This is a genomic window from Phytobacter ursingii (genome assembly GCF_001022135.1).
GTDB lineage: Bacteria > Pseudomonadota > Gammaproteobacteria > Enterobacterales > Enterobacteriaceae > Phytobacter > Phytobacter ursingii.
The window spans coordinates 3391175-3413718 of record NZ_CP011602.1 but is presented as its reverse complement, the minus strand read 5'-3'; the positions used below and the strand labels follow the sequence as shown (position 1 = coordinate 3413718).

Sequence of the window (22544 nt, the reverse complement as noted above, 5' to 3'; positions counted from 1 at the left end):
TCATGACAGATAAACGCAAAGATGGTTCGGGCAAACTGTTGTACTGCTCTTTTTGCGGCAAAAGCCAGCACGAAGTGCGCAAGCTCATTGCCGGGCCGTCCGTGTATATCTGCGACGAATGTGTTGATCTGTGTAACGACATTATTCGCGAAGAGATTAAAGAAGTTGCGCCCCATCGCGAGCGCAGTGCACTGCCGACCCCGCACGAGATTCGCCATCACCTGGACGATTATGTAATCGGTCAGGAACAGGCGAAAAAAGTGCTGGCCGTCGCGGTATACAACCACTACAAACGTCTGCGTAACGGCGACACCAGCAATGGTGTTGAGCTGGGCAAAAGTAACATTTTGCTGATCGGGCCGACCGGTTCCGGTAAAACATTGCTGGCTGAAACGCTGGCGCGCCTGTTGGATGTTCCGTTTACCATGGCGGATGCCACCACCCTGACCGAAGCGGGTTATGTGGGTGAAGACGTTGAAAACATCATCCAGAAGCTGTTGCAGAAGTGCGATTATGACGTACAAAAAGCGCAGCGCGGCATCGTCTATATCGATGAGATCGATAAGATCTCGCGTAAATCTGACAATCCGTCCATCACCCGAGATGTATCCGGTGAAGGCGTACAGCAGGCGTTGCTGAAACTGATCGAAGGTACTGTGGCAGCCGTACCGCCGCAGGGGGGACGTAAACACCCACAGCAGGAATTCTTACAGGTTGATACCTCCAAGATCCTGTTCATTTGCGGCGGCGCATTTGCTGGTCTGGATAAAGTGATTTCCCATCGTGTTGAAACCGGTTCTGGCATCGGCTTTGGCGCGACGGTGAAAGCGAAATCCGAAAAAGCGAATGAAGGCGAACTGCTGGCGCAGGTCGAGCCTGAGGATCTGATCAAATTTGGTTTGATCCCGGAGTTTATTGGTCGTCTGCCGGTGGTGGCAACCCTCAACGAGCTGAGCGAAGAAGCGCTGATTCAGATCCTCAAAGAGCCGAAAAATGCCCTGACCAAACAGTATCAGGCGCTGTTCAATCTTGAGGGTGTAGATCTGGAATTCCGCGACGAAGCGTTGACGGCTATCGCTAAGAAAGCCATGGTGCGTAAAACCGGTGCACGTGGTCTGCGTTCCATCGTCGAAGCGGCGTTGCTGGACACCATGTATGATCTGCCATCTCTGGAAGAGGTCGATAAAGTGGTGATCGATGAGTCCGTGATTGCCGGACAAAGCAAACCACTACTGATCTACGGTAAGCACGAAGCGCAACAGGCATCTGGTGAATAATTCACCAATCCATACATACAGTTAATGAAAAAGGGGGGATTTTATCTCCCCTTTTATTTTTCCTGATTCTCGCCGTTGAATGTGTGGGAAACATCCCCATATACTGCTTTACATGTTAATGGTGCGTGTTGCACAGTCACGTCACCGGATTACCTGGCGGACATTAAACTAAGAGAGAGCTCTATGAATCCTGAGCGTTCTGAACGCATTGAAATCCCCGTATTGCCGTTGCGCGATGTGGTGGTTTATCCGCACATGGTCATACCCCTGTTTGTTGGGCGGGAAAAATCTATCCGTTGTCTTGAAGCGGCCATGGACCATGATAAAAAAATCATGCTGGTTGCGCAGAAAGAAGCGTCAACGGATGAGCCGGGTGTAAACGATCTTTTCACCGTCGGGACCGTGGCCTCTATTCTGCAGATGCTGAAACTGCCTGACGGCACGGTTAAAGTGCTGGTGGAAGGTCTGCAGCGCGCGCGCATTACCACGCTGTCGGATAATGGCGAACATTTCACGGCTAAAGCGGAATACCTCGATTCCCCGGCCATTGATGAGCGCGAGCAGGAAGTGCTGGTACGCACTGCCATCAGCCAGTTTGAAGGCTATATCAAGCTCAATAAAAAAATTCCACCGGAAGTACTGACTTCGCTCAACAGCATTGACGACCCTGCGCGCCTGGCCGATACCATTGCCGCGCATATGCCATTGAAGCTGGCCGACAAACAGTCCGTACTGGAGATGTCCGACGTTAACGAACGTCTGGAATATCTGATGGCGATGATGGAATCGGAAATCGATCTCCTGCAGGTCGAGAAACGAATCCGCAATCGCGTCAAAAAACAGATGGAAAAATCCCAGCGCGAGTACTATCTGAACGAGCAGATGAAGGCCATTCAGAAAGAACTCGGCGAGATGGATGACGCGCCGGATGAAAACGAAGCGCTGAAACGCAAAATCGACGCGGCCAAAATGCCAAAAGAGGCAAAAGAAAAGGCCGAAGCCGAGCTGCAGAAACTGAAAATGATGTCTCCGATGTCTGCGGAAGCCACAGTGGTCCGTGGTTATATCGAGTGGATGATTCAGGTTCCGTGGTATGCGCGCAGCAAAGTGAAAAAAGATCTGCGTCAGGCGCAGGAAGTGCTCGATACCGACCACTATGGCCTTGAGCGCGTCAAAGACCGCATTCTTGAGTATCTCGCGGTGCAGAGCCGCATGAACAAACTCAAAGGCCCAATCCTGTGTCTGGTTGGACCGCCAGGGGTAGGTAAAACCTCTCTGGGGCAGTCTATCGCCAAAGCGACCGGGCGTAAGTACATCCGTATGGCGCTGGGCGGCGTGCGTGACGAAGCGGAAATTCGCGGTCATCGTCGTACCTATATCGGTTCTATGCCGGGCAAACTGATCCAGAAGATGGCGAAAGTGGGCGTTAAAAACCCCTTATTCCTGCTTGATGAGATCGACAAAATGTCCTCGGACATGCGTGGCGATCCGGCATCTGCACTGTTAGAAGTGCTTGATCCGGAACAGAACGTTGCATTTAGCGATCACTATCTGGAAGTGGATTACGATCTCAGCGATGTTATGTTTGTCGCGACGTCTAACTCCATGAACATTCCGGCACCGCTGCTTGATCGTATGGAAGTGATTCGTCTTTCCGGTTACACGGAAGATGAGAAACTGAATATCGCGAAACAGCATCTGCTGACGAAACAGATCGAACGCAATGCGCTGAAACCGACAGAACTGACCGTGGATGACAGCGCCATTGTCGGCATCATCCGTTATTACACCCGTGAAGCGGGCGTGCGTAGCCTTGAGCGCGAAATCTCTAAATTGTGCCGTAAAGCCGTGAAACAGCTGCTGCTGGATCCCTCGTTGAAACATATCGAGATTAACGGTGACAACCTGCACGATTACCTGGGTGTTCAGCGCTATGACTATGGCCGTGCGGATGATGAAAACCGTGTGGGCCAGGTAACCGGACTGGCGTGGACCGAAGTCGGCGGTGACCTGCTGACCATCGAAACCGCGTGTGTACCAGGTAAAGGCAAGCTGACCTATACCGGTTCGTTGGGTGAAGTCATGCAGGAATCCATCCAGGCAGCACTGACCGTGGTGCGTGCTCGTGCTGAAAAACTCGGCATTAACGGAGATTTCTACGAAAAACGCGATATCCATGTTCACGTACCGGAAGGGGCTACGCCGAAAGACGGCCCGAGCGCCGGTATCGCGATGTGTACTGCGCTGGTTTCTTGCCTGACCGGCAACCCGGTACGTGCTGATGTGGCGATGACAGGGGAAATTACCCTGCGTGGTCAGGTACTGCCGATTGGTGGTCTGAAAGAAAAACTGCTGGCGGCACACCGTGGCGGGATCAAAACCGTGCTGATTCCTTATGAGAACAAGCGCGATCTTGAGGAAATTCCGGAAAACGTCATCGCTGATCTGGACATCCATCCGGTTAAGCGCATTGATGAGGTTCTGGCGCTGGCACTACAAAACGAACCCTTTGGTATGCAGGTCGCGACCGCAAAATAGTGACCTCGCGCAAAGAGCGTTGATAAAAACAAGGCTGGTAAGGCATTTCGGACTTGCCAGCCTTTTTTTGTATAGCTAATTTAGATTGCTGGTTGGGTGTGTCATCAACAACTGGTGTTGTAAGGGCATGACAGGCCTGATATAACTGCTGCGCGGTCGCGCTGTGAAGGACTCAGGCGCGATATAAATTATAAAGAGAGGAAGAGAAGAGTGAATAAATCTCAACTGATAGACAAGATTGCCGCGGGAGCTGACATCTCTAAAGCGGCTGCTGGACGTGCGTTAGATGCTTTAATTGCTTCTGTTACTGAATCTCTGAAAGAAGGGGACGATGTAGCGCTGGTAGGTTTTGGTACCTTTGCCGTTAAAGAGCGTGCTGCGCGTACAGGCCGCAACCCTCAGACCGGTAAAGAAATCACTATCGCCGCAGCTAAGGTTCCGGGCTTCCGCGCAGGCAAGGCACTGAAAGACGCGGTTAACTGATCGCTTTCCCGGTGGGAAGGTGAAAAGTACAAGGGCGCATCGAGAGATGTGCCTTTTTTATTTATTCAGTCACTCTTATCTGAGTTTCTGCGAGTTGTGGGCTGACAATTGCCCCCTTTTCTTGTCAAAATACGACCCTATACGCAGCGTCGGGAAACTGAGTGACTGCGCGAGGTCTACAGTCACCTACAGCGGAGTGTTGTTACACCATGATGGACAATTTACGCACGGCAGCAAACAGCATCGTGCTCAAGATCATTTTCGGCGTCATTATCGTGTCGTTCATTTTGACCGGCGTCAGTAGCTACCTTATTGGCGGTAACAATAATTATGCCGCAAAGGTTAATGACCAGGAGATTGGTCGCGCGCAATTCGAAAATGCGGTTGCCAGTGAACGTAATCGTATGCAGCAGCAACTGGGTGACCAGTTCTCAGAGCTGGCCGCGAATGAAAACTACATCAAATCTATGCGTCAGCAGGTGCTGAACCGTCTTATTGACGAAGCATTGCTGGATCAGTACGCGCATAACCTGCACCTGGGCATCAGCGATGAGCAGGTTAAGAAAGCGATTTTCTCCACTCAGGCTTTCCAGACCAACGGTAAATTCGATAACGACCGTTTCAACGGTATCGTCAACCAGATGGGTATGAGTGCGGACCAGTATGCACAAGCGCTGCGCAATCAGTTGACCTCTCAGCAACTGATCAACGCAGTTGCCGGCACTGATTTTATGCTGAAAGGTGAGACGGACGAGCTGGCGGCGCTGGTTTCCCAACAGCGCGTTGTGCGCCAGGCGCTGATCGACGTAAATGCGCTGGCGACAAAACAGAGCGTAAGCGACCAGGAGATCGCCGGTTTCTATGAGCAGAACAAAACCCGCTTTGTCTCCCCTGAGCAGTTCCGCGTCAGCTATATCAAGCTGGATGCGGCCAATATGCAGCAGAACGTCAGCGACGCGGATATTCAGTCTTACTATGATCAGCATATGGATCAGTTCACGCAGCCGCAGCGTAATCGCTACAGCGTGATTCAGACTAAAACGGAAGATGATGCGAAAGCCGTACTGGACGCGCTGAGCAAAGGGGCTGATTTTGCCGCACTGGCGAAAGAAAAATCTACTGACATCATCTCTGCCCGCAACGGTGGTGATATGGGGTGGCTGGAGCCGGCCACCACACCTGACGAACTGAAAAATTCGGGCCTGAAAGACAAAGGCCAACTGTCAGGCGTGATCAAATCTTCCGTTGGCTTCCTGGTGGTGCGCCTTGACGACATTCAGCCTGCAAAAGCGAAACCGCTGAGCGAAGTGCACGATGAGATCGCCGCGAAAGTGAAGCAGGATAAGGCGCTGGATGCCTGGTATGCTCTGCAACAGAAGGTGAGCGAAGCTGCAAGCAACGATAATGAATCTCTGGCGGGCGCTGAGCAAGTCGCCGGGACAAAAGCCGTTGAAACCGGCTGGTTTAGCCGTGACAGCCTGCCGCAAGAACTCAATTTTAAACCGGTTGCCAATGCTATCTTTGATGGTGGTCTGGTCGGGGTGAACGGTGCGCCAGGCAGTAACTCTGACATTATTACTGTCGATGGTGACCGTGCCTTTGTGCTGCGTGTGAGCGAGCATAAAGCAGAAGCGATCAAGCCACTGGAAGAGGTTAAAGCTCAGGTCAGTGATATCGTTAAGCACAACAAAGCGGAGCAGCAGGCCAAACTGGATGCTGACAAGCTGATCGCTGAACTGAAAGCGGGTAAAGGCGACGATGCGCTGAAAGCCGCAGGGTTAAGCTTTGGTGCAGCCAAAACATTGACCCGTACCGGTCAGGATCCGATTAGCCAGGCCGCATTTAGCCTGCCGCTGCCGGAGAAAGACAAACCGGGTTATGGCGTAGCGAACGATGCTCAGGGCAATGTCGCGATTCTGGCGTTGGATGAAGTAAAAGCCGGTACTATGCCGGACGATCAGAAGAAAGCGATGGTTCAGGGAATTACCCAGAACAATGCCCAGATTGCTTTCGAGGCACTGATGACCAACCTGCGTAAAGAGGCCAAAATTAAACTTGGCGCCATTATGGAACAGCAGGAATAACGAGACGCCTCCCACAAATATTGCAATGCTTTGCAATTCAAAAGGCCGCTTTCGCGGCCTTTTCCACATTTGTCATCCGCCATTTGTACCGTTTTCCCCGCTTGTTTATCGTAGCGTCGTTGTTAAACACCAAGGAGAAACAGCATGAAACATGGAATCAAAGCACTTCTACTAACCCTGTCTTTTGCCTGCGCTGGCATTAGCCATAATACGCTGGCGGCCCCTGCCGATACTGGCGCCAAAGCCCCTGCAGTACAAACTAAAGCCGATAATGGCGCGACGCCGGTGGCCAAAACACCTGACGCGGTAAAAAGTGCCGACGAGGATGGCACCAGAGTCAGCATTAACACGGCCAGCGCCGAGGATCTGGCGCGGGTGATGAATGGCGTGGGAATGAAAAAAGCCCAGGCGATAGTCAGCTACCGGCAAGAATACGGGCCGTTTAAAACCCTGGACGATCTCAAGCAGGTGCCTGGTATGGGGAGCGCGCTTGTTGAACGCAACCTCGGAAACCTGACGCTGTAAAAGATGGGGCTTGCGTAGTCGCGAAATTTTGCCAGACTAAAGAGGTCATACCAGTTATGGCCTCTGTTCCTATAACAAAAGTGAAGGTTAAAGCGCTATGCAGACTCAGATCAAAGTTCGTGGTTATCACCTCGATGTCTATCAGCATGTGAACAATGCCCGTTATCTGGAATTCCTGGAAGAAGCGCGTTGGGATGGGCTGGAAAACAATGAAAACTTTAAGTGGATGACGACGAACAACATCGCGTTCGTGGTCGTCAACATCAATATCAACTACCGTCGACCTGCCGTGCTGGGCGATCGTCTGACCGTGACCAGCCACGTTAAACAGATTAATGGACGAAGCGGCGTGCTTAGTCAGGTCGTGACGCTGGAGCCTGGAGGCGAAGTGGTAGCCGACGCACTGGTGACCTTTGTGTGTATCGATCTGAAAACGCAAAAGGCGCTGGCGCTGGAAGGGGAGTTACGTGAAAGGCTGGAGGAGATGATCCGCGAAGAGGCGTGACACTACAGCAAACTCACCCGGATGCGGCACAAATGCCTTATCCGGGCGACGCGATTATCACAGTGGATACACAATGTAGCCAGGGTAAGCGGACCCGGGAATGTCGACCGAGACGTTAGCCCAGATCAGTAAAAGCAAAACGGCAATATTTTTAGTGTTTGCTCCCTCTCTCCGTGGAGAGGACACCTGGCCGCACAGCAGGTAGCCCGGGTAAGCGCAGCGCACCCGGGAAACCAGAAGGGTGCGTTACTTCAACCCGGTTTTCTTTTTCATGGCAGCCATCACCCCGGCCTTATCGGCCAGGTAGTGGCGCAGACCATTCGCCCGCAGGTTACAGGCGGCACAGTGTCCACAGCCATCGCCTTTGATGCCGTTATAGCAGGTCAGCGTCTCATTGCGCACCAGTTCCAGCTTGCCCCAGTAATCGGCCAGCGCCCAGGTTTCGGCTTTGTCTATCCACATCAGTGGCGTTTCAAAGCGAATGTCTTTCGCCATGCCCAGATTCACCGCATGGTTCAGGGCTTTGACAAATTCGTCACGGCAGTCCGGATAACCCGAAAAGTCGGTTTCGCAAACGCCGGTAATCACTGCCTCGGCCTGCACCTGATACGCATAAATCGCCGTCAGGGTTAAAAACAGAATATTGCGCCCGGGCACGAACGTATTCGGGATACCACTGGCATCAGGCTGATAATCCGGCACCGGGATGCTGTCGCGTGTCAGGCTACTGACCGCCAGTTCATTCAGTAACGTCACATCAAGGACTTTATGCGCTCGGGCGCCTGACTGTAACACCAGTTCGCGCGCCACATCGATTTCCGCACGATGACGCTGACCATAATCGAAGGTGACACAATGCACTTCATCGTATTGTTGCAACGCCTGAATCAGACAGGTTGTAGAGTCTTGCCCGCCACTGAACACGACTACGGCACGTTTCATAAGGAATCCCGGTATTCATTCATAAAGGCGCTATGGTAGCGCGTGCGGATTGCCTCGACCAGCTTCTTCACCGCGCCGGGGCCGGTAGCCAGGCCTGAGTAAAATCAAACCAGCCACGAGTGTTCAGTCGAATGCCTTCCACGCCAGGGGGGGCGCTAATGCGATACTGATAATTAAACAGCGGTGTCAGTATGGCCTTATCCATCAGATGGCTGAATACCGCCTGCAACGCCTCGCTACGTGCAGTTTCATCCGGCACGCTTTGCACGGCATCGAGCGTCGCCTGCAAATGAGAAAATTGCGCGCGGCTGAGTACATTGGGCCAGACCGGATCGCAGCGCAGCCACTGTTCCAGGGCATACTCCGGGGCTTCGCCAATCAGCCTGTCCCCCATCATTAAATCCGCCTGTGCCAGTGCACTGCACCCATCCCAGGTCTTCGCATCATGAAAGATCAGCGTAACTTCGCAACCGAGCGCGGCCAGATAATGTTTGAACTGTTGTGCCATGGTGTGTAACTCCACTGGCAGATGGTAAAGCAGGGTTAACCTGGACGGTAGCTCAACACTCTCATCCGGCGGCCACTGTGGAATCGTCCAGCCAGGGAGTAGCTCTTTACTGGGCGTAATGAGGTTTTCATCCAATGGCAGCGTGTCCAGCAACGACGTCTGATGGATGATCTGCACAAGCCGCCGTGATTGTGCCGGAGTGAGATTTGCGCCAATACGCTGTGTCAGATAACAAAACCCCAGGCTGACACTGTTACTCACGGGCTGCAGGTGCACGAGCTCATCGGGTTCGCCAATCGCAATCTGCACAGGATGACGACAACTGGTCCCGAGATTCTGCTCAAAAAGCTGCGGTGTAATCCAGAACTCCACAGCTTTCAATAAGGGATGGGTGAGGTGGTACTGCTCATGACTTTCCAGCCTGACCAGGTCATTACTGAATGAGGTAAGACGGAACGGCCCGGTACCGATAAGCGGCATTTGCGGATGCGCCAGCGTGGTGGCATAGCTGGCAAGCCGGTGCGCCAGCCAGAAATCCGGATGGTGCAGCGAGAATGTCAGACAATGGGAATGGGTGGCCTCCACGCTTTTGACGCTGGCGAAAAGTGTCCGTAAAGCGGGCAGCTCAAGGAGTAGCATAAAGCGCGTTTGTAACTGGCGAATATCCACAACATCGCCGTTGTGCCAGTGCAGCGTCGTGCGAATATGAAACCGCCAACGCAGCTTGTCCTCGCTAATATCCCAGTGATGTGCCAAATCGCCCTGCGGTAAAAAGCTATCGTTAACGAAACGCGTCAGGCCAGAAAAGATTTGTCCGGCAAGATGCTGTTCCGCCCGGCCGGGTAAGAACCCCTGGCGTAGCGGCTCCAGGGGACGGTAGTAAGGAATGCGCAACGTCGGGGTGTCGTTTTGCCAGAGCCCGCCGAGGAAGGGGTTCAGTAAGATGCGCAAATCTTCCGGTGCGAGCTGCGCCAGCGCCAGCGCATTTTGTTGCTGACCCTCATTAAGCGCCTGCTCCATCATCTCCTGGCGCAAGGATTCCGGCGTGCGCAAAAACTGTAACGCCGCACGTTTACCCCGGCCGGAACGGGAGTCCCAGTGCAGCCAGTCTGCTTGCTGCATTTGACGTAACAGCGTACGCATATGGCGTTCGCTGCAAAAACAGCGTGTGGCAAGTTCTGCCACGCTGACCTGTTGCGCTTCGCCTGATGAGACCTTCCAGAGGCGCTGGTATTGATTGAGTCGGTTAAGAAGTCGCATAAACCCGGAACAATTATCTCTATCTGCTCACTATTACTTCCGTATATATCAAGCAATACTTCTGCGCAATACACGGCATCACATCTGGAGATGAAATATGGCCCGGCTGGCTGCTTTTGATATGGACGGTACTTTGCTCATGCCCGATCACCGCCTTGGTGAGCAAACGGTGGCAACGTTACGCCGTTTGCGTGAACGCGACATTACTCTCACTTTTGCGACCGGCAGGCATGCGCTGGAGATGCGCAAACTTATCGACATTCTCGCGCTGGACGCTTTTTTGATAACCGGTAACGGCACACGCGTCCATTCTCTGGATGGGGAGCTTTTACATCGCCAGGATCTTGATCCCGAAGTGGCTGAACTGATACTTCACAGCAAATGGGATACGCAAGCCTGCATCCATGTGTTTAACGATGACGGCTGGATGACGGATAAACCTGTCCCGGAGGCGTTGGACGAACATATCTACAGCGGGTTTACTTACCAGTTGGTGGATCTAAAGCGGCTGCCTGCCCATGACGTGACCAAAGTCTGTTTTGTGGGAGAACATGACGACCTGTGCCGCCTGCGCATCCAGCTTAATGAGGCGTCAGGCGGACGCGCTAATTTATGCTTTTCCGCGTCTTATTGTCTGGAGGTATTACCGCTCGGTTGCAACAAAGGGTCGGCGTTGGCCATGCTCAGCTCGCGGTTGGGCGTGCCGATGCAGGATTGTATGGCGTTTGGCGACGCCATGAATGACAGAGAGATGCTGGCAAGTGTAGGGCGCGGCATGATCATGGGAAATGCCATGCCACAGTTGCGCGCCGCGCTTCCACACTTACCGGTTATCGGACACTGCCGCGATCAGGCCGTATCGCACTTCTTAACGCATTGGCTGGATACACCTAATCTTCCTTATTCCCCCGAATGATGAGATCTTTCCAGCAGCCAGGTTAAATACCTGGCTTTTTTATTTCACCAGCGCGTTAATTTCTTCCTGCCATGGGCGAACATCGCCGATGTTGGCTTCAACCCACAGCGGGTTGTAGTAGGTATCAAGATAACGATCGCCACTGTCACACAACAGGGTCACGATAGATCCGCTCCGCCCCTCGTCGCGCATACGCGACGCCAGTTGTAATGCTCCCCACATATTAGTGCCGGTCGATGCGCCAACCCGACGGCCCAATTGTGTTTCCAGCCATTGGGCCGTCGCCACGCTGGCAACATCGGGTACCCTCAGCATCTCGTCCACGACATCAGGAATAAATGACGGTTCAACGCGTGGTCGGCCAATCCCTTCAATTTTACTCCCCACCGCAGAGCGTAGCCCTGCCTCGCGGGTTTGCCAGAAATCGAGAAACACCGAGTTTTCTGGATCTACCACCATCAGTTCAGTGCTGTAGCCCTGGCAACGAATATAACGCCCGATAGTTGCCGATGTGCCGCCCGTCCCGGCACTCATGACGATATAGTCCGGCACCGGATGCGGCTCGTTTTTCATCTGGCGAAAAATGCTGTCTGCAATGTTGTTATTACCCCGCCAGTCGGTGGCGCGCTCGGCATAGGTAAACTGATCCATATAATGGCCGTTCAGCTCGCGAGCCAGCATTTCTGAGGCCGCATAAATCTCGCAGGCGCTCTCCACGAAGTGACAGCGACCCCCGTAAAATTCAATCTGCTCGACTTTTCGTTTGGCTGTGCAATAGGGCATAACGGCAATAAACGGTAACCCCAGCAGACGGGCAAAATAAGCTTCTGAGACTGCCGTTGAGCCGGATGACGCTTCAATAATGGTGGTGCCTTCTTTAATCCAGCCGTTGCAAAGACCATAGAGAAAGAGCGAACGCGCCAGACGATGTTTGAGACTTCCGGTTGGATGTGTACTCTCATCTTTCAAATAGAGCCGAATGCCGGGAAAAGCAGGCAGTGCGAGACGGATCAGGTGCGTGTCCGCAGAGCGCTGATAATCGGCATTGATTTCGTTAATAGCATGCTTAACCCAGTCACTGTTCATACATCATTTCCATTTATCATTTTGTGCCCAGATTAGCGGAAAATGCAGGAAAAATTGTTGCCATTTAAACTTTGAAATAGACTGTTAAGAGAAAAATTTTCTCCTGGAAGACGTAATGCTAGATAAAATAGATCGTAAGTTGCTTTCTTTGCTCCAGCAGGACTGCACACTCTCTTTGCAGGCGCTGGCAGATGCCGTTAATCTGACCAGCACGCCATGCTGGAAACGTCTAAAGCGGCTGGAGGAGGAGGGCATCCTTCTCGGGCGCGTGGCCGTGCTGGATGCGGAGAAACTTGGCCTGAGTCTGACCGCATTTGTGCTGATCAAAACCCAGCATCACAGCAGCGACTGGTATTGTCGTTTCACCGCTGTAGTCTCGGAAATGCCGGAAGTTTTGGGATTCTGGCGTATGGCGGGGGAGTATGATTACCTGTTACGCGTTCAGGTTGCGGACATGAAACGTTATGACGACTTCTACAAAAAACTGGTTAATAGTGTGCCTGGCTTGTCCGATGTGACATCCAGTTTTGCGATGGAACAGATTAAATACACCACGGCTTTGCCCATTGAATAACCCTCCCGGCGGTAGCCGGAAAAATCACGTTCAGGATGTAACCGCGTGCGATTATTTGCTCAGTTAAGCTGGTACTTTCGCCGGGAGTGGCGACGTTATCTCGGTGCTGTAGGCCTGCTTATCATTATTGCGATTTTACAACTCGTCCCACCTAAGGTGGTGGGGATCATTGTCGACGGCGTTACCCGCCAGCACTTTACCTCGTCGCAGGTCATGATGTGGGTAGGTGCGCTGGTGCTAATTGCTATCGTCATCTACCTGCTGCGTTATGTCTGGCGCGTCTGGTTGTTTGGCGCGTCGTATCAACTTGCTGTCGAGCTACGCGAAGATTTTTACCGCCAGCTCAGTCGCCAGCATCCGGAATTTTATCTGCGCCACCGTACCGGTGATTTAATGGCGCGCGCCACGAATGACGTTGACCGGGTGGTGTTCGCCGCCGGGGAAGGTGTGCTTACGCTGGTGGATTCACTGGTGATGGGCTGTGTGGTGCTGGTGGTGATGTCCACGCAGATTAGCTGGCAATTGACGCTGCTTTCCCTGTTACCCATGCCGATTATGGCCATTTTTATTAAGCGTTACGGTGACCAGTTGCATCAGCGCTTCAAGCTGGCGCAGGCGGCGTTCTCCTCGCTTAACGATCGTACCCAGGAAAGCATGACCAGCATTCGCATGATCAAGGCGTTTGGTCTGGAAGACAGGCAGTCGGCGCTGTTTGCCGCCGAAGCGGCTGATACCGGGGCGAAAAACATGCGTGTAGCCCGCGTCGACGCCCGTTTTGATCCGACCATTTATATTGCTATCGGTATGGCAAATTTGCTGGCGATTGGCGGCGGGAGTTGGATGGTGATTCAGGGCTCGCTCACACTGGGGCAGCTCACCAGCTTCACCATGTATCTTGGATTAATGATTTGGCCGATGCTGGCGCTGGCCTGGATGTTTAACATTGTTGAGCGCGGTAGCGCCGCTTATAGCCGTATCCGCGACATGCTGGCGGAAGCACCGGTTGTCACCGACGGTACTGAACCGGTTCCGGAAGGGCGCGGTAGCCTGCAGATTGCGATTCGTGAGTTTACTTATCCGCAAACGACACATCCGATTTTGTCGAATGTGAACGTCTCTCTGTTACCTGGCCAGATGTTAGGGATTTGCGGGCCAACGGGGGCGGGTAAATCCACCTTGCTGTCGCTGATTCAACGCCATTTTGATGTTGAACAAGGGGACATTCGTTTCCATGGGGTGCCGCTGACGCAACTGAAACTTGATGACTGGCGTAGCCGCCTGGCGGTGGTGAATCAGACACCGTTCCTGTTTTCCGATACTGTCGCCAGTAATATTGCGCTGGGCAAACCTGGCGCGACGCAGGAAGAGATTGAACATGTGGCGCGACTGGCCAGCGTACATGAGGATATTTTGCGACTGCCGCATGGCTACGATACCGAAGTTGGCGAGCGTGGCGTGATGCTCTCCGGCGGGCAAAAGCAGCGTATCTCTATTGCGCGAGCGCTGTTGCTCAATGCAGAGATTTTGCTCTTGGATGATGCGCTCTCTGCCGTGGATGGCCGCACCGAGCATCAGATTTTGCACAACCTGCGTCAATGGGGGGAGGGGCGTACGGTGATTATCAGTGCCCATCGCCTGTCGGCGCTCACGGAAGCCAGTGAGATTTTAGTGATGCAGCATGGACATATCGGGCAGCGCGGACAGCATGAACAGCTTGCGCGTCAGCCCGGCTGGTATCGCGATATGTATCGCTATCAGCAACTGGAAGCGGCGCTGGATGACGCCCCTGAGGAGGCGGTTGATGCGTAAGTTTGTGCAGCAGTGGCCCACCCTGAAACGTCTGCTGGTTTACGGTTCCCCGTGGCGTAAACCACTGACAAAAGCCGTCGTGATGCTGTGGGTTGCGGCGGCGGCGGAAGTGTCCGGTCCGGCGCTAATCAGCTACTTTATCGATAATATGGTGGCCAGGAGCTATCTGCCTGTTGGTCTGGTGGCGGGAATGGTCGTGGCCTATATTGGCCTGCAGATGCTGGCGGCCGGGCTGCATTATGCCCAGGCGTTACTGTTTAACCAGGCCGCCGTCGGCGTGGTGCAGCGGTTGCGTACCGACGTGATGGATGCCGCGTTGCGACAGCCGCTGAGCGCGTTCGATACCCAGCCTGTCGGGCAGATCATTTCACGAGTGACCAACGATACCGAAGTGATCCGCGATCTCTATGTGACGGTGGTGGCGACGGTATTGCGCAGTGCGGCACTGATTGGCGCAATGCTGGTGGCGATGTTCAGCCTCGACTGGCGCATGGCGCTTGTCGCGATTTGCATCTTCCCGGCTGTGATCATCGTGATGTTGATTTATCAGCGTTACAGCACGCCGATTGTACGCCGCATGCGGGCCTATCTGGCCGATATCAACGATGGTTTCAACGAAATCATCAATGGGATGAGCGTAATTCAGCAGTTTCGCCAGCAGGCGCGATTTGGTGAGCGCATGGGGTCGGCAAGCCGTTCCCATTATCTGGCGCGAATGCAGACGCTACGCCTCGACGGCTTCCTGTTGCGTCCCTTACTGAGCCTGTTTTCCGCGCTGGTGCTGTGTGGCCTGTTAATGCTGTTTGGTTTTAGCTCGGCTGGCACGATGGAAGTGGGGGTGTTGTATGCCTTTATTAGCTACCTTGGCCGCCTGAATGAGCCGTTAATTGAGCTGACGACCCAGCAGTCGATGCTCCAGCAGGCGGTAGTAGCCGGGGAGCGTGTCTTTGAGTTGATGGACTGTCCACGCCAGACTTATGGTTATGACGATGAGCCGTTAAAAAGCGGAGCGATTGAGATTAACGATGTCTCGTTTGCTTATCGCGATGACAGTCTGGTACTACAGGATATAAGCCTGAATGTCCCTCCCCGCAGCTTTGTGGCCCTCGTGGGGCATACCGGCAGCGGTAAAAGCACGCTCGCAAGCCTGCTCATGGGGTATTATCCGCTGACCAAAGGGGAAATTCGTCTGGATGGCCGACCGCTGTCCGCGCTGAGCCACAGCACATTGCGTAAAGGGGTGGCGATGGTGCAGCAAGACCCGGTGGTGATGGCGGATACCTTCTTCGCCAACGTTACGCTTGGGCGCGATATTTCAGAGGAGCAGGTCTGGCATGCGCTGGAGGTTGTACAACTGGCCGGGCTGGCGCGTGACATGCCGGAAGGGATTTATACCCGCCTGGGCGAGCAGGGGAATAATCTCTCCGTCGGGCAGAAGCAATTGCTGGCGCTGGCCCGTGTTCTGGTTGATACGCCGCAAATCCTGATTCTGGATGAAGCCACGGCAAACATCGACTCAGGCACCGAAAAAGCCATTCAGCAGGCGCTGGTGGCGGTCAGGCAGCACACGACACTGGTCGTGATTGCACACCGACTTTCAACGATTGTCGAGGCGGAAACTATCCTTGTTCTCAATCGCGGCCAGGCCGTTGAACGGGGTACGCATCAGCAACTGCTTGAGGCAAAAGGGCGCTACTGGCAGATGTACCAATTGCAACTGGCAGGAGAAGAGCTCGCCGCCAGCGTCCGAGAAGAATCGCTAATCGCCTGATGCACCAAAATTAAGCATGCTACTAACAGGATTCGCTGTTGGTGCAAAAAAGTAACGCACCACGCACTGTCGTGGTGCGTTTTTCTTTTCCAGGAACAATCTGAACCATTCCCATTTTCATCGCTGCGCTATGACAACCTTCTTCTACGGCTTAACAACCTGAAATTTTCCCGTTTTTCAATTTTGGCACACCGCTTGCAATATCTCTGGCGTGTTAGCTGCGGCCATTATCGATTTTCGACTGGAGGGGGATCTATGAAGCTGGTTACCGTGGTAATTAAACCATTCAAACTGGAAGACGTTCGTGAAGCGCTGTCTTCAATTGGTATTCAAGGGTTAACCGTGACCGAAGTGAAAGGTTTCGGACGTCAGAAAGGGCACGCTGAGTTGTACCGCGGTGCGGAGTACAGCGTTAACTTCCTGCCAAAAGTGAAGATTGATGTGGCGATTGCTGACGATCAGCTTGATGAAGTAATTGATGTCATTAGCAAAGCGGCCTACACCGGAAAAATTGGCGACGGCAAAATTTTCGTTGCTGAGCTGCAACGCGTCATTCGTATTCGTACCGGCGAAGCCGACGAAGCGGCACTGTAATACCTGGCACACAGTGAGGGGATGGGTAAATGAAGAAAGCAATATTAAAAGCGGGTCTGGCCTCGCTGGCTCTACTGCCATGTCTGGCCATGGCAGCCGATCCGGTTGTCGTCGATAAAGCCGACAATGCCTTTATGATGATTTGCACCGCGCTGGTGCTGTTTATGTCAATTCCGGGCATCGCCCTGTTCTATGGTGGTTTAATCCGCGGTAAAAACGTTCTTTCTATGCTGACGCAGGTTGCGGTTACCTTCGCGCTGGTATGCGTACTGTGGGTGGTTTACGGTTACTCTCTGGCCTTTGGCACTGGCGGCAGCTTCTTCGGTAGCTTCGACTGGGTGATGCTGAAAAACATTGAGCTGAAAGCGCTGATGGGCACCATCTATCAGTATATTCACGTTGCGTTCCAGGGGTCGTTTGCCTGCATTACCGTCGGACTGATTGTCGGCGCGCTGGCAGAACGTATCCGTTTCTCTGCGGTACTCATTTTCGTCGTGGTATGGCTGACACTCTCCTACGTGCCGATTGCACATATGGTATGGGGCGGCGGTCTGCTGGCAACGCATGGCGCAATGGACTTTGCAGGTGGTACTGTTGTTCACATTAACGCCGCCGTTGCCGGTCTGGTGGGGGCTTACCTGATTGGTAAACGTGTCGGTTTCGGTAAAGAAGCCTTTAAACCGCACAACCTGCCGATGGTGTTTACCGGTACAGCGATCCTCTACTTTGGCTGGTTTGGCTTCAACGCGGGTTCTGCGAGCGCGGCGAACGAGATTGCCGGTCTGGCTTTCGTGAACACCGTGGTGGCAACAGCGGGCGCGATTCTCTCCTGGGTCTTCGGTGAGTGGGCTCTGCGCGGCAAACCGTCTCTGTTGGGCGCCTGTTCTGGTGCGATTGCCGGCCTCGTGGGTATCACCCCGGCTTGTGGTTACGTTGGTGTGGGTGGCGCGCTGATCGTGGGTATCGTTGCAGGTCTGGCAGGTCTGTGGGGTGTGACTGCTCTGAAACGCTGGCTGCGTGTTGACGACCCTTGCGATGTGTTCGGTGTCCATGGCGTGTGCGGTATCGTGGGTTGTATCATGACGGGTATCTTCGCAGCCACATCTCTGGGCGGCGTGGGTTATGCCGAAGGCGTGACCATGGGTCATCAGGTTCTGGTACAGTTGGAAAGTATCGCCATCACTATCGTATGGTCTGGTATCGTTGCCTTTATCGGTTACAAACTGGCTGATATGACCGTAGGGCTGCGTGTTCCGGAAGATCAAGAACGCGAAGGGCTGGACGTCAACAGCCACGGCGAGAACGCCTACAACGCCTGATCGAACTGAGTTATCTCCTGAGCAACATAAGCCTCCCATCGGGAGGCTTTTGTTATTGTATGGAAGGTCAGACCGACGCACCGCGGTTACGCATCACCCCTTCCTGTACCGTGGAGGCGACCAGTACGCCATCCCGGTTATAAAACTCCCCACGAACAAAACCGCGTGCGCTGGATGCCGAGGTGCTTTCCACACTGTAAAGCAGCCAGTCGTTCAGATCGAACGGGCGATGGAACCACATTGAGTGGTCGATGGTGGCGACCTGCATGCCTTTTTCGAGGAAACCAACGCCGTGTGGCTGGAGCGCAACCAGCAGGAAGTGGAAATCAGAGGCGTAGCCGAGCAGATATTGCTGGACGCGTAAGTCCTGCGGTAACGTGCCATTGGCGCGCATCCAGACCTGGCGGGTCGGCTCTGCGACATGTCCTTTTAGCGGGTTGTGAAATTCCACAGGACGGATTTCAATCGGTTTATCGCCGAGAAATTTCTCTTTCACCAGCGGCGGTAAAAACGCGGACAGCTCGCGGGCAATTTCTGTTTCGGATTTCAGTGACTCCGGCGCGGGCGCATAAGGCATCGCCTTCTGATGCTCATATCCTGGTTCCGGCGCCTGGAAGGACGCCGTCATATAAAAAATCGGTTTTCCGTTTTGAATAGCCGCCACGCGACGGGCGCTAAAGCTGTTACCGTCACGTAATACTTCAACGTCATAGATAATGGGTTTCTGGCTGTCGCCGGGGCGCAGAAAATAGCTGTGAAAAGAGTGCACCAGCCTGTCTGCCGGTACCGTTTCTTTTGCCGCATATAACGCCTGACCAACCACCTGACCGCCGAACACCTGGCGCAGACCTAAATCTTCGCTCTGCCCTCGAAACAGACCTTCCTCTATTTTTTCCAGATTCAACAATGACAACAGATTTGTAAGCGCCTGACTCATAGGTGTCCTCAATAAAAATAAAACCGACGCAGCGGATTCCTTATTCAGTATAACCTGGAAATAAAAGTGGTCCGATGGGTGCAATAATCTGAATAGATGGGGGTTTGCAGGCAAATATCAGTGACCTGTGCCACACTTGTACTCGTTACGATGGTCCAACCACACATTCTGGCAGAAAACATTCTTGCTGGTGCATAGAAGATAAGGAGAACTCATGAAACTCGTGCACATGTTAAGTGGTTTAGCAGTCGCTGTAGCGCTGACTGCCTGCGCAAAGAAAGCCGCAGACATTCCAACGCCTGCACCAAACCCGCAGGCACCTGCGGCGAGTACGGCGGCGATAACCCAACCTAACGTCTCTGGTACGGTATGGATCCGCCAGAAAGTGGCGTTGCCGCCGAATGCGGTCCTGACCGTCACTGTCTCTGACGCCTCCATGGCCGATGCACCGTCTAAAGTGATTGCCCAAAAAGCAGTACGTACCGAAGGTAAACAGGCACCGTTTAGCTTTGTCTTGCCGTTTAATCCGGCAGACATCCAGCCTAACGCACGCCTGCTGCTGAGTGCGGCTATCACCATTGATGACAAAATGGTCTTTGTCACCGAGACGGTTAAACCGATCATTAACCAGGGCGGTACGAAAGCTGACCTGACACTGGTTCCGGTACAGCAGACAGCTATTCCGTTGCAGCCGGGTGGCGGTTCAGCAACAACCGTGCCATCAACATCCCCTACCCAGGTAAGCCCTTCTACGGCTACGCCTGCACCGACGCAGATGTAATGTGCATGCCTCCTCTCCTGCGGGAGAGGAGGTTTCAGTAAATCCAGCGATAACGTTGCAAATCAATCTGTCCGCTACCGGATACCACCACGCCTTCTTCCATTAATGCTTGTCGCTGACGTTGTAAATCCGGCCCACTTAATGAAATTGAGCCGTGACGATTAACCACCCGATGCCAGGGTAAGGTACTGCCCTCCGGTAAACGCTTTAATACGCCACCGACCTGCCTTGCTGCCCGCGGTGAACCTGCCAGCCTGGCGACATCGCCGTAGGTGGTGACATATCCCTGCGGAATCGAGGCGACGATTTGCCATACGCGCTGTGGAAAAGAATCGTGATTATCCATACTGCTTTCCTGACTGACGACACCTCAGCATAAACAGCCCGCTTGTAGCTGTGAAGGGGAGATTGCGCAAGAAATCGGCATCCGTCAGGGTGCGGCTTGCAATTGGGTCATGGGACATGGATAATGCGCCAGCGCGTTGGTTAACAACGCTCTCAATGGGGGCTCTGTTGGTTCTCCCGCAACGCTACTTTGTTTACCAGGTCAGGTCCGGAAGGAAGCAGCCAAGGCAAAGGACGTGTGTGCCGGGATGTAGCTGGCAGGGCCCCCACCCATTTCTGGTACTCGCTTTTACTTGCCCACCGTACGCTTTCTGCCTTATGGTCAATTTACCGCCGTTTATGCAGAAAGGATGCCTGTGAACACACCACAACTTGTCACCGAACGATTACTTCTTCAGCCGTTGGTTTCTGCCGACGCAGAACAAATTCAACGGGTTTTCCCTCGCTGGGAGATTGTGCGTTATCTGATTGGCACGATTCCCTGGCCCTATCCGCAAGATGGTGCTGCTCAGTATGTTAATCATGTCGCCTTACCCGCATCCGGGGCGGGGAAGGGCTGGTTCTGGACTATCCGGCGCAAAGCAGAGCCAGAGCAGTTGATTGGCACGATATGTCTGATGGACTTGCCCGATAACAATCGTGGGTTCTGGCTGGTGCCGGAGTGGCAGGGGCAAGGTCTGATGTCAGAAGCCAGTGATGCGGTGACGCGTTTCTGGTTTGAGGAATTAGATAAAGAGGTGTTACGTGCGCCAAAAGCGGCGGCGAATAGCCGTTCTGTCAATTTTTCGCAGCGCAGCGGCATGCGCATGATCCGTCGCGAAAAAGCGCATTATGTAGCGGGTGAACTGGATTCCGAACTTTGGGAAATCACCCGCGAGGAGTGGCGGCGCTTACCGCGTTAACTCAGAGATCGTCACCGGTCACGGTGCTGCGTGACTTTGAATCTCCGGGATGTTTTCTGCCGAGTAAATCAGCGTCGCGCTGCTCTGCGCATCTTCATTGCTGGTCCTGAGCAGCGAGATATGATTGTTATCGAAATTAATGAACGCCGTTTTATTGGGATACAGATCCACGTCCTGCATCTCTTTTTGCGAAGAGTGCGCGGCTACGCCATATTTTTGCTTCAATGTTTCAAGCGTCTTCGCGACATCGTCGTCGGGAATCGCAATGGCGATGCGAATAAATTTATCGTTAACGAAAAACAGGGTTGCCTCGGTTTTATTGCTGGCAAACGTAAAGTCTTCACAACTGTACATTTTACCGACAGGCGCTTCTTCAGGTTCTTCCATCGTGCAATTCGCCTGAGCGAGTACAATTGCCGTCGATGCGCCGAATTTCATGTCCCGGTAGCCATCCGTTGCGCAGGCAGAGGCAGAAAAGGCCGCCATACCCAGTAGTAACCACAACGGCAGTGTGTTTTTAAAACGCATGTAAATCTGCCTTAATAGAATGATTGCTGTAAGTGATAATTAGCGATTAAGGTTCTTCTTAGTCTCATCAGCGCGTTATACTAATCCGGGTAAAGAGCAAGTAAAGCAATTTGCTGACTCGTTACACCTTCTTCGGCCCGAGAAACGTCCCCCGTGCTACCCTCTCCAGGCGCTGCCGTTATCCATTCCTGACTATCAATAATGCGTTGTCATATATTTGAAATATTACTTTCACCCAAATGTCATAAATCGTGGGTAAAATATTTGTGGGTAATTTTAATTTGTCATAAGCTTTTAATATAACTGTGGATCGGTATGTTAACTTCGTGTATTAATACTTTGCTAACTTCACACGGGAAGGGATAATCATGACCAGTGCAGTATTGAACGTCAAAATTGATCAGGCGTTGAAAGAGAAGCTGCGTCATTACGCAGAAGAAAATAATGAGAACCTCAGTACGGCGACTGAAAAACTGCTGCTGCTGGCGTTTCAGTCAGTTGAACAGGATGGTGTGTCGGAAGGGGATATTGATAACCAACACCTTGAAGAAGAAAGTACTGCTCCATTAAATCCAAAAGAAATCAAAGCATTACGTAAACTTCTGAAGAAGAAAAAATGAACCAACAACTGCTCTCAACGGCCAGCAATTATTGTGAGGCCTGTGACCTGTTACGATCAGGTTTTGTAAAACATGTCCGCCTGAACTGGAATATTGGTAGTGATGAGTTCTTTCGCATCGCAACCGACTGGTGTGATGCGGGCGCAAAAATAAAAAAAGAAGGCGATAGTTTCGTTATTTCTATAAAAGGGTTTCCTATTCCGCGCCAACAGTAATTGTATTGTCATGAAACTGTCATTT

General features: G+C 52.9%; 22 protein-coding genes and 1 other RNA gene. 17 read left to right on the top strand and 6 right to left on the bottom strand.

Going from position 1 to position 22544, the window contains the following annotated elements:
* The first annotated feature begins 2 nt into the window (after positions 1 to 2).
* The 6 genes from clpX to AB182_RS19720 all read left to right on the top strand — a co-directional run bounded on the left by clpX (position 3) and on the right by AB182_RS19720 (position 7412).
* Positions 3 to 1277 (top strand): ATP-dependent protease ATP-binding subunit ClpX, encoded by a 1275-nt coding sequence (gene clpX / locus AB182_RS19745; protein WP_041852500.1) that lies wholly within the window; start codon positions 3 to 5, stop codon positions 1275 to 1277.
* Positions 1278 to 1460: 183 nt separating this feature from the next.
* Complete coding sequence (gene lon, locus AB182_RS19740; RefSeq protein WP_047371578.1) at positions 1461 to 3815, top strand: endopeptidase La; 2355 nt, start codon at positions 1461 to 1463, stop codon at positions 3813 to 3815.
* Between the two features lie 210 nt (positions 3816 to 4025).
* Positions 4026 to 4298 (top strand): nucleoid-associated protein HU-beta, encoded by a 273-nt coding sequence (gene hupB, locus AB182_RS19735; RefSeq protein WP_041852498.1) that lies wholly within the window; start codon positions 4026 to 4028, stop codon positions 4296 to 4298.
* A 209-nt stretch (positions 4299 to 4507) separates the two neighbouring features.
* Positions 4508 to 6382 carry a peptidylprolyl isomerase gene (ppiD, locus tag AB182_RS19730; protein ID WP_047371577.1) on the top strand — a complete coding sequence of 625 codons (1875 nt, stop codon included), beginning with the start codon at positions 4508 to 4510 and terminating at the stop codon, positions 6380 to 6382.
* A 144-nt stretch (positions 6383 to 6526) separates the two neighbouring features.
* Positions 6527 to 6907 (top strand): helix-hairpin-helix domain-containing protein, encoded by a 381-nt coding sequence (locus AB182_RS19725; RefSeq protein ID WP_047371576.1) that lies wholly within the window; start codon positions 6527 to 6529, stop codon positions 6905 to 6907.
* Positions 6908 to 7004: 97 nt separating this feature from the next.
* The gene (locus tag AB182_RS19720) at positions 7005 to 7412 is read left to right on the top strand and encodes a YbgC/FadM family acyl-CoA thioesterase (protein ID WP_041852495.1); all 408 of its coding nucleotides are present in this window, start codon (positions 7005 to 7007) and stop codon (positions 7410 to 7412) included.
* 246 nt (positions 7413 to 7658) lie between these two features.
* Here the strand turns inward: AB182_RS19720 and queC are convergent, their stop codons facing one another.
* Both queC and AB182_RS19710 read right to left on the bottom strand, forming a co-directional pair.
* Complete coding sequence (gene queC / locus AB182_RS19715) at positions 7659 to 8354, bottom strand: 7-cyano-7-deazaguanine synthase QueC (protein ID WP_047371575.1); 696 nt, start codon at positions 8352 to 8354, stop codon at positions 7659 to 7661.
* Positions 8355 to 8421: 67 nt separating this feature from the next.
* Positions 8422 to 10122, bottom strand: coding sequence for an SgrR family transcriptional regulator (locus AB182_RS19710; RefSeq protein WP_047371574.1), 1701 nt, complete (start codon positions 10120 to 10122; stop codon positions 8422 to 8424).
* 97 nt (positions 10123 to 10219) lie between these two features.
* Here AB182_RS19710 and cof point away from each other — a divergent pair, with 97 nt between their 5' ends.
* The gene (cof, locus tag AB182_RS19705) at positions 10220 to 11038 is read left to right on the top strand and encodes an HMP-PP phosphatase (protein WP_047371573.1); all 819 of its coding nucleotides are present in this window, start codon (positions 10220 to 10222) and stop codon (positions 11036 to 11038) included.
* Between the two features lie 39 nt (positions 11039 to 11077).
* Here the strand turns inward: cof and AB182_RS19700 are convergent, their stop codons facing one another.
* The gene (locus tag AB182_RS19700; RefSeq protein WP_047371572.1) at positions 11078 to 12124 is read right to left on the bottom strand and encodes a PLP-dependent cysteine synthase family protein; all 1047 of its coding nucleotides are present in this window, start codon (positions 12122 to 12124) and stop codon (positions 11078 to 11080) included.
* Between the two features lie 115 nt (positions 12125 to 12239).
* Here AB182_RS19700 and AB182_RS19695 point away from each other — a divergent pair, with 115 nt between their 5' ends.
* The 5 genes from AB182_RS19695 (at position 12240) to amtB (ending at position 18191) form a co-directional block, all read left to right on the top strand.
* Positions 12240 to 12698 (top strand): Lrp/AsnC family transcriptional regulator, encoded by a 459-nt coding sequence (locus AB182_RS19695; protein ID WP_041852490.1) that lies wholly within the window; start codon positions 12240 to 12242, stop codon positions 12696 to 12698.
* Between the two features lie 45 nt (positions 12699 to 12743).
* Positions 12744 to 14507 carry a SmdA family multidrug ABC transporter permease/ATP-binding protein gene (locus AB182_RS19690; protein WP_047371571.1) on the top strand — a complete coding sequence of 588 codons (1764 nt, stop codon included), beginning with the start codon at positions 12744 to 12746 and terminating at the stop codon, positions 14505 to 14507.
* Positions 14500 to 16278 carry a SmdB family multidrug efflux ABC transporter permease/ATP-binding protein gene (locus AB182_RS19685; RefSeq protein ID WP_047371570.1) on the top strand — a complete coding sequence of 593 codons (1779 nt, stop codon included), beginning with the start codon at positions 14500 to 14502 and terminating at the stop codon, positions 16276 to 16278. Before AB182_RS19690 ends, AB182_RS19685 begins: the two co-directional genes overlap by 8 nt.
* Positions 16279 to 16533: 255 nt before the next feature.
* Positions 16534 to 16872 (top strand): P-II family nitrogen regulator, encoded by a 339-nt coding sequence (gene glnK, locus AB182_RS19680; RefSeq protein WP_002891893.1) that lies wholly within the window; start codon positions 16534 to 16536, stop codon positions 16870 to 16872.
* A gap of 29 nt (positions 16873 to 16901) precedes the next feature.
* A complete protein-coding gene (amtB, locus tag AB182_RS19675) occupies positions 16902 to 18191 on the top strand; it encodes an ammonium transporter AmtB (protein ID WP_047371569.1) in 1290 nt (429 codons plus the stop codon).
* A 67-nt stretch (positions 18192 to 18258) separates the two neighbouring features.
* On the opposite strand, the gene tesB is transcribed toward amtB, so the two are convergent.
* Positions 18259 to 19128, bottom strand: a complete 870-nt coding sequence (tesB, locus tag AB182_RS19670; protein WP_047371568.1) for an acyl-CoA thioesterase II — start codon at positions 19126 to 19128, stop codon at positions 18259 to 18261.
* 214 nt (positions 19129 to 19342) lie between these two features.
* On the opposite strand from tesB, the gene AB182_RS19665 reads away from it, so the two are divergent.
* The gene (locus tag AB182_RS19665; RefSeq protein ID WP_047371567.1) at positions 19343 to 19909 is read left to right on the top strand and encodes a YbaY family lipoprotein; all 567 of its coding nucleotides are present in this window, start codon (positions 19343 to 19345) and stop codon (positions 19907 to 19909) included.
* Between the two features lie 34 nt (positions 19910 to 19943).
* On the opposite strand, the gene AB182_RS19660 is transcribed toward AB182_RS19665, so the two are convergent.
* Complete coding sequence (locus tag AB182_RS19660; protein WP_047371566.1) at positions 19944 to 20255, bottom strand: MGMT family protein; 312 nt, start codon at positions 20253 to 20255, stop codon at positions 19944 to 19946.
* A 165-nt stretch (positions 20256 to 20420) separates the two neighbouring features.
* On the opposite strand from AB182_RS19660, the gene ffs reads away from it, so the two are divergent.
* Positions 20421 to 20517, top strand: an RNA gene (ffs, locus tag AB182_RS30880) — signal recognition particle sRNA small type.
* A gap of 87 nt (positions 20518 to 20604) precedes the next feature.
* Positions 20605 to 21156 carry a GNAT family N-acetyltransferase gene (locus tag AB182_RS19655; RefSeq protein WP_047371565.1) on the top strand — a complete coding sequence of 184 codons (552 nt, stop codon included), beginning with the start codon at positions 20605 to 20607 and terminating at the stop codon, positions 21154 to 21156.
* 18 nt (positions 21157 to 21174) lie between these two features.
* On the opposite strand, the gene AB182_RS19650 is transcribed toward AB182_RS19655, so the two are convergent.
* Positions 21175 to 21684 carry a hypothetical protein gene (locus AB182_RS19650; RefSeq protein WP_047371564.1) on the bottom strand — a complete coding sequence of 170 codons (510 nt, stop codon included), beginning with the start codon at positions 21682 to 21684 and terminating at the stop codon, positions 21175 to 21177.
* Positions 21685 to 22052: 368 nt separating this feature from the next.
* On the opposite strand from AB182_RS19650, the gene AB182_RS19645 reads away from it, so the two are divergent.
* Together AB182_RS19645 and AB182_RS19640 are read left to right on the top strand one after the other, a co-directional pair.
* Positions 22053 to 22304 (top strand): hypothetical protein, encoded by a 252-nt coding sequence (locus AB182_RS19645; protein ID WP_047371563.1) that lies wholly within the window; start codon positions 22053 to 22055, stop codon positions 22302 to 22304.
* Positions 22301 to 22519 carry a hypothetical protein gene (locus tag AB182_RS19640; RefSeq protein WP_041852481.1) on the top strand — a complete coding sequence of 73 codons (219 nt, stop codon included), beginning with the start codon at positions 22301 to 22303 and terminating at the stop codon, positions 22517 to 22519. Before AB182_RS19645 ends, AB182_RS19640 begins: the two co-directional genes overlap by 4 nt.
* Positions 22520 to 22544: the final 25 nt, after the last annotated feature.

Coding starts and splice junctions, on each gene's coding strand:
- cof (WP_047371573.1), top strand. CDS start 10,220: ATGGCCCGGCTGGCTGCTTTTGATATGGACGGTACTTTGCTCATGCCC.
- glnK (WP_002891893.1), top strand. CDS start 16,534: ATGAAGCTGGTTACCGTGGTAATTAAACCATTCAAACTGGAAGACGTT.
- AB182_RS19660 (WP_047371566.1), bottom strand. CDS start 20,255: ATGGATAATCACGATTCTTTTCCACAGCGCGTATGGCAAATCGTCGCC.
- amtB (WP_047371569.1), top strand. CDS start 16,902: ATGAAGAAAGCAATATTAAAAGCGGGTCTGGCCTCGCTGGCTCTACTG.
- AB182_RS19645 (WP_047371563.1), top strand. CDS start 22,053: ATGACCAGTGCAGTATTGAACGTCAAAATTGATCAGGCGTTGAAAGAG.
- tesB (WP_047371568.1), bottom strand. CDS start 19,128: ATGAGTCAGGCGCTTACAAATCTGTTGTCATTGTTGAATCTGGAAAAA.
- AB182_RS19700 (WP_047371572.1), bottom strand. CDS start 12,124: ATGAACAGTGACTGGGTTAAGCATGCTATTAACGAAATCAATGCCGAT.
- AB182_RS19655 (WP_047371565.1), top strand. CDS start 20,605: ATGCCTGTGAACACACCACAACTTGTCACCGAACGATTACTTCTTCAG.
- AB182_RS19725 (WP_047371576.1), top strand. CDS start 6,527: ATGAAACATGGAATCAAAGCACTTCTACTAACCCTGTCTTTTGCCTGC.
- clpX (WP_041852500.1), top strand. CDS start 3: ATGACAGATAAACGCAAAGATGGTTCGGGCAAACTGTTGTACTGCTCT.
- ppiD (WP_047371577.1), top strand. CDS start 4,508: ATGATGGACAATTTACGCACGGCAGCAAACAGCATCGTGCTCAAGATC.
- queC (WP_047371575.1), bottom strand. CDS start 8,354: ATGAAACGTGCCGTAGTCGTGTTCAGTGGCGGGCAAGACTCTACAACC.
- AB182_RS19665 (WP_047371567.1), top strand. CDS start 19,343: ATGAAACTCGTGCACATGTTAAGTGGTTTAGCAGTCGCTGTAGCGCTG.
- AB182_RS19695 (WP_041852490.1), top strand. CDS start 12,240: ATGCTAGATAAAATAGATCGTAAGTTGCTTTCTTTGCTCCAGCAGGAC.
- AB182_RS19650 (WP_047371564.1), bottom strand. CDS start 21,684: ATGCGTTTTAAAAACACACTGCCGTTGTGGTTACTACTGGGTATGGCG.
- AB182_RS19710 (WP_047371574.1), bottom strand. CDS start 10,122: ATGCGACTTCTTAACCGACTCAATCAATACCAGCGCCTCTGGAAGGTC.
- AB182_RS19640 (WP_041852481.1), top strand. CDS start 22,301: ATGAACCAACAACTGCTCTCAACGGCCAGCAATTATTGTGAGGCCTGT.
- lon (WP_047371578.1), top strand. CDS start 1,461: ATGAATCCTGAGCGTTCTGAACGCATTGAAATCCCCGTATTGCCGTTG.
- AB182_RS19685 (WP_047371570.1), top strand. CDS start 14,500: ATGCGTAAGTTTGTGCAGCAGTGGCCCACCCTGAAACGTCTGCTGGTT.
- AB182_RS19720 (WP_041852495.1), top strand. CDS start 7,005: ATGCAGACTCAGATCAAAGTTCGTGGTTATCACCTCGATGTCTATCAG.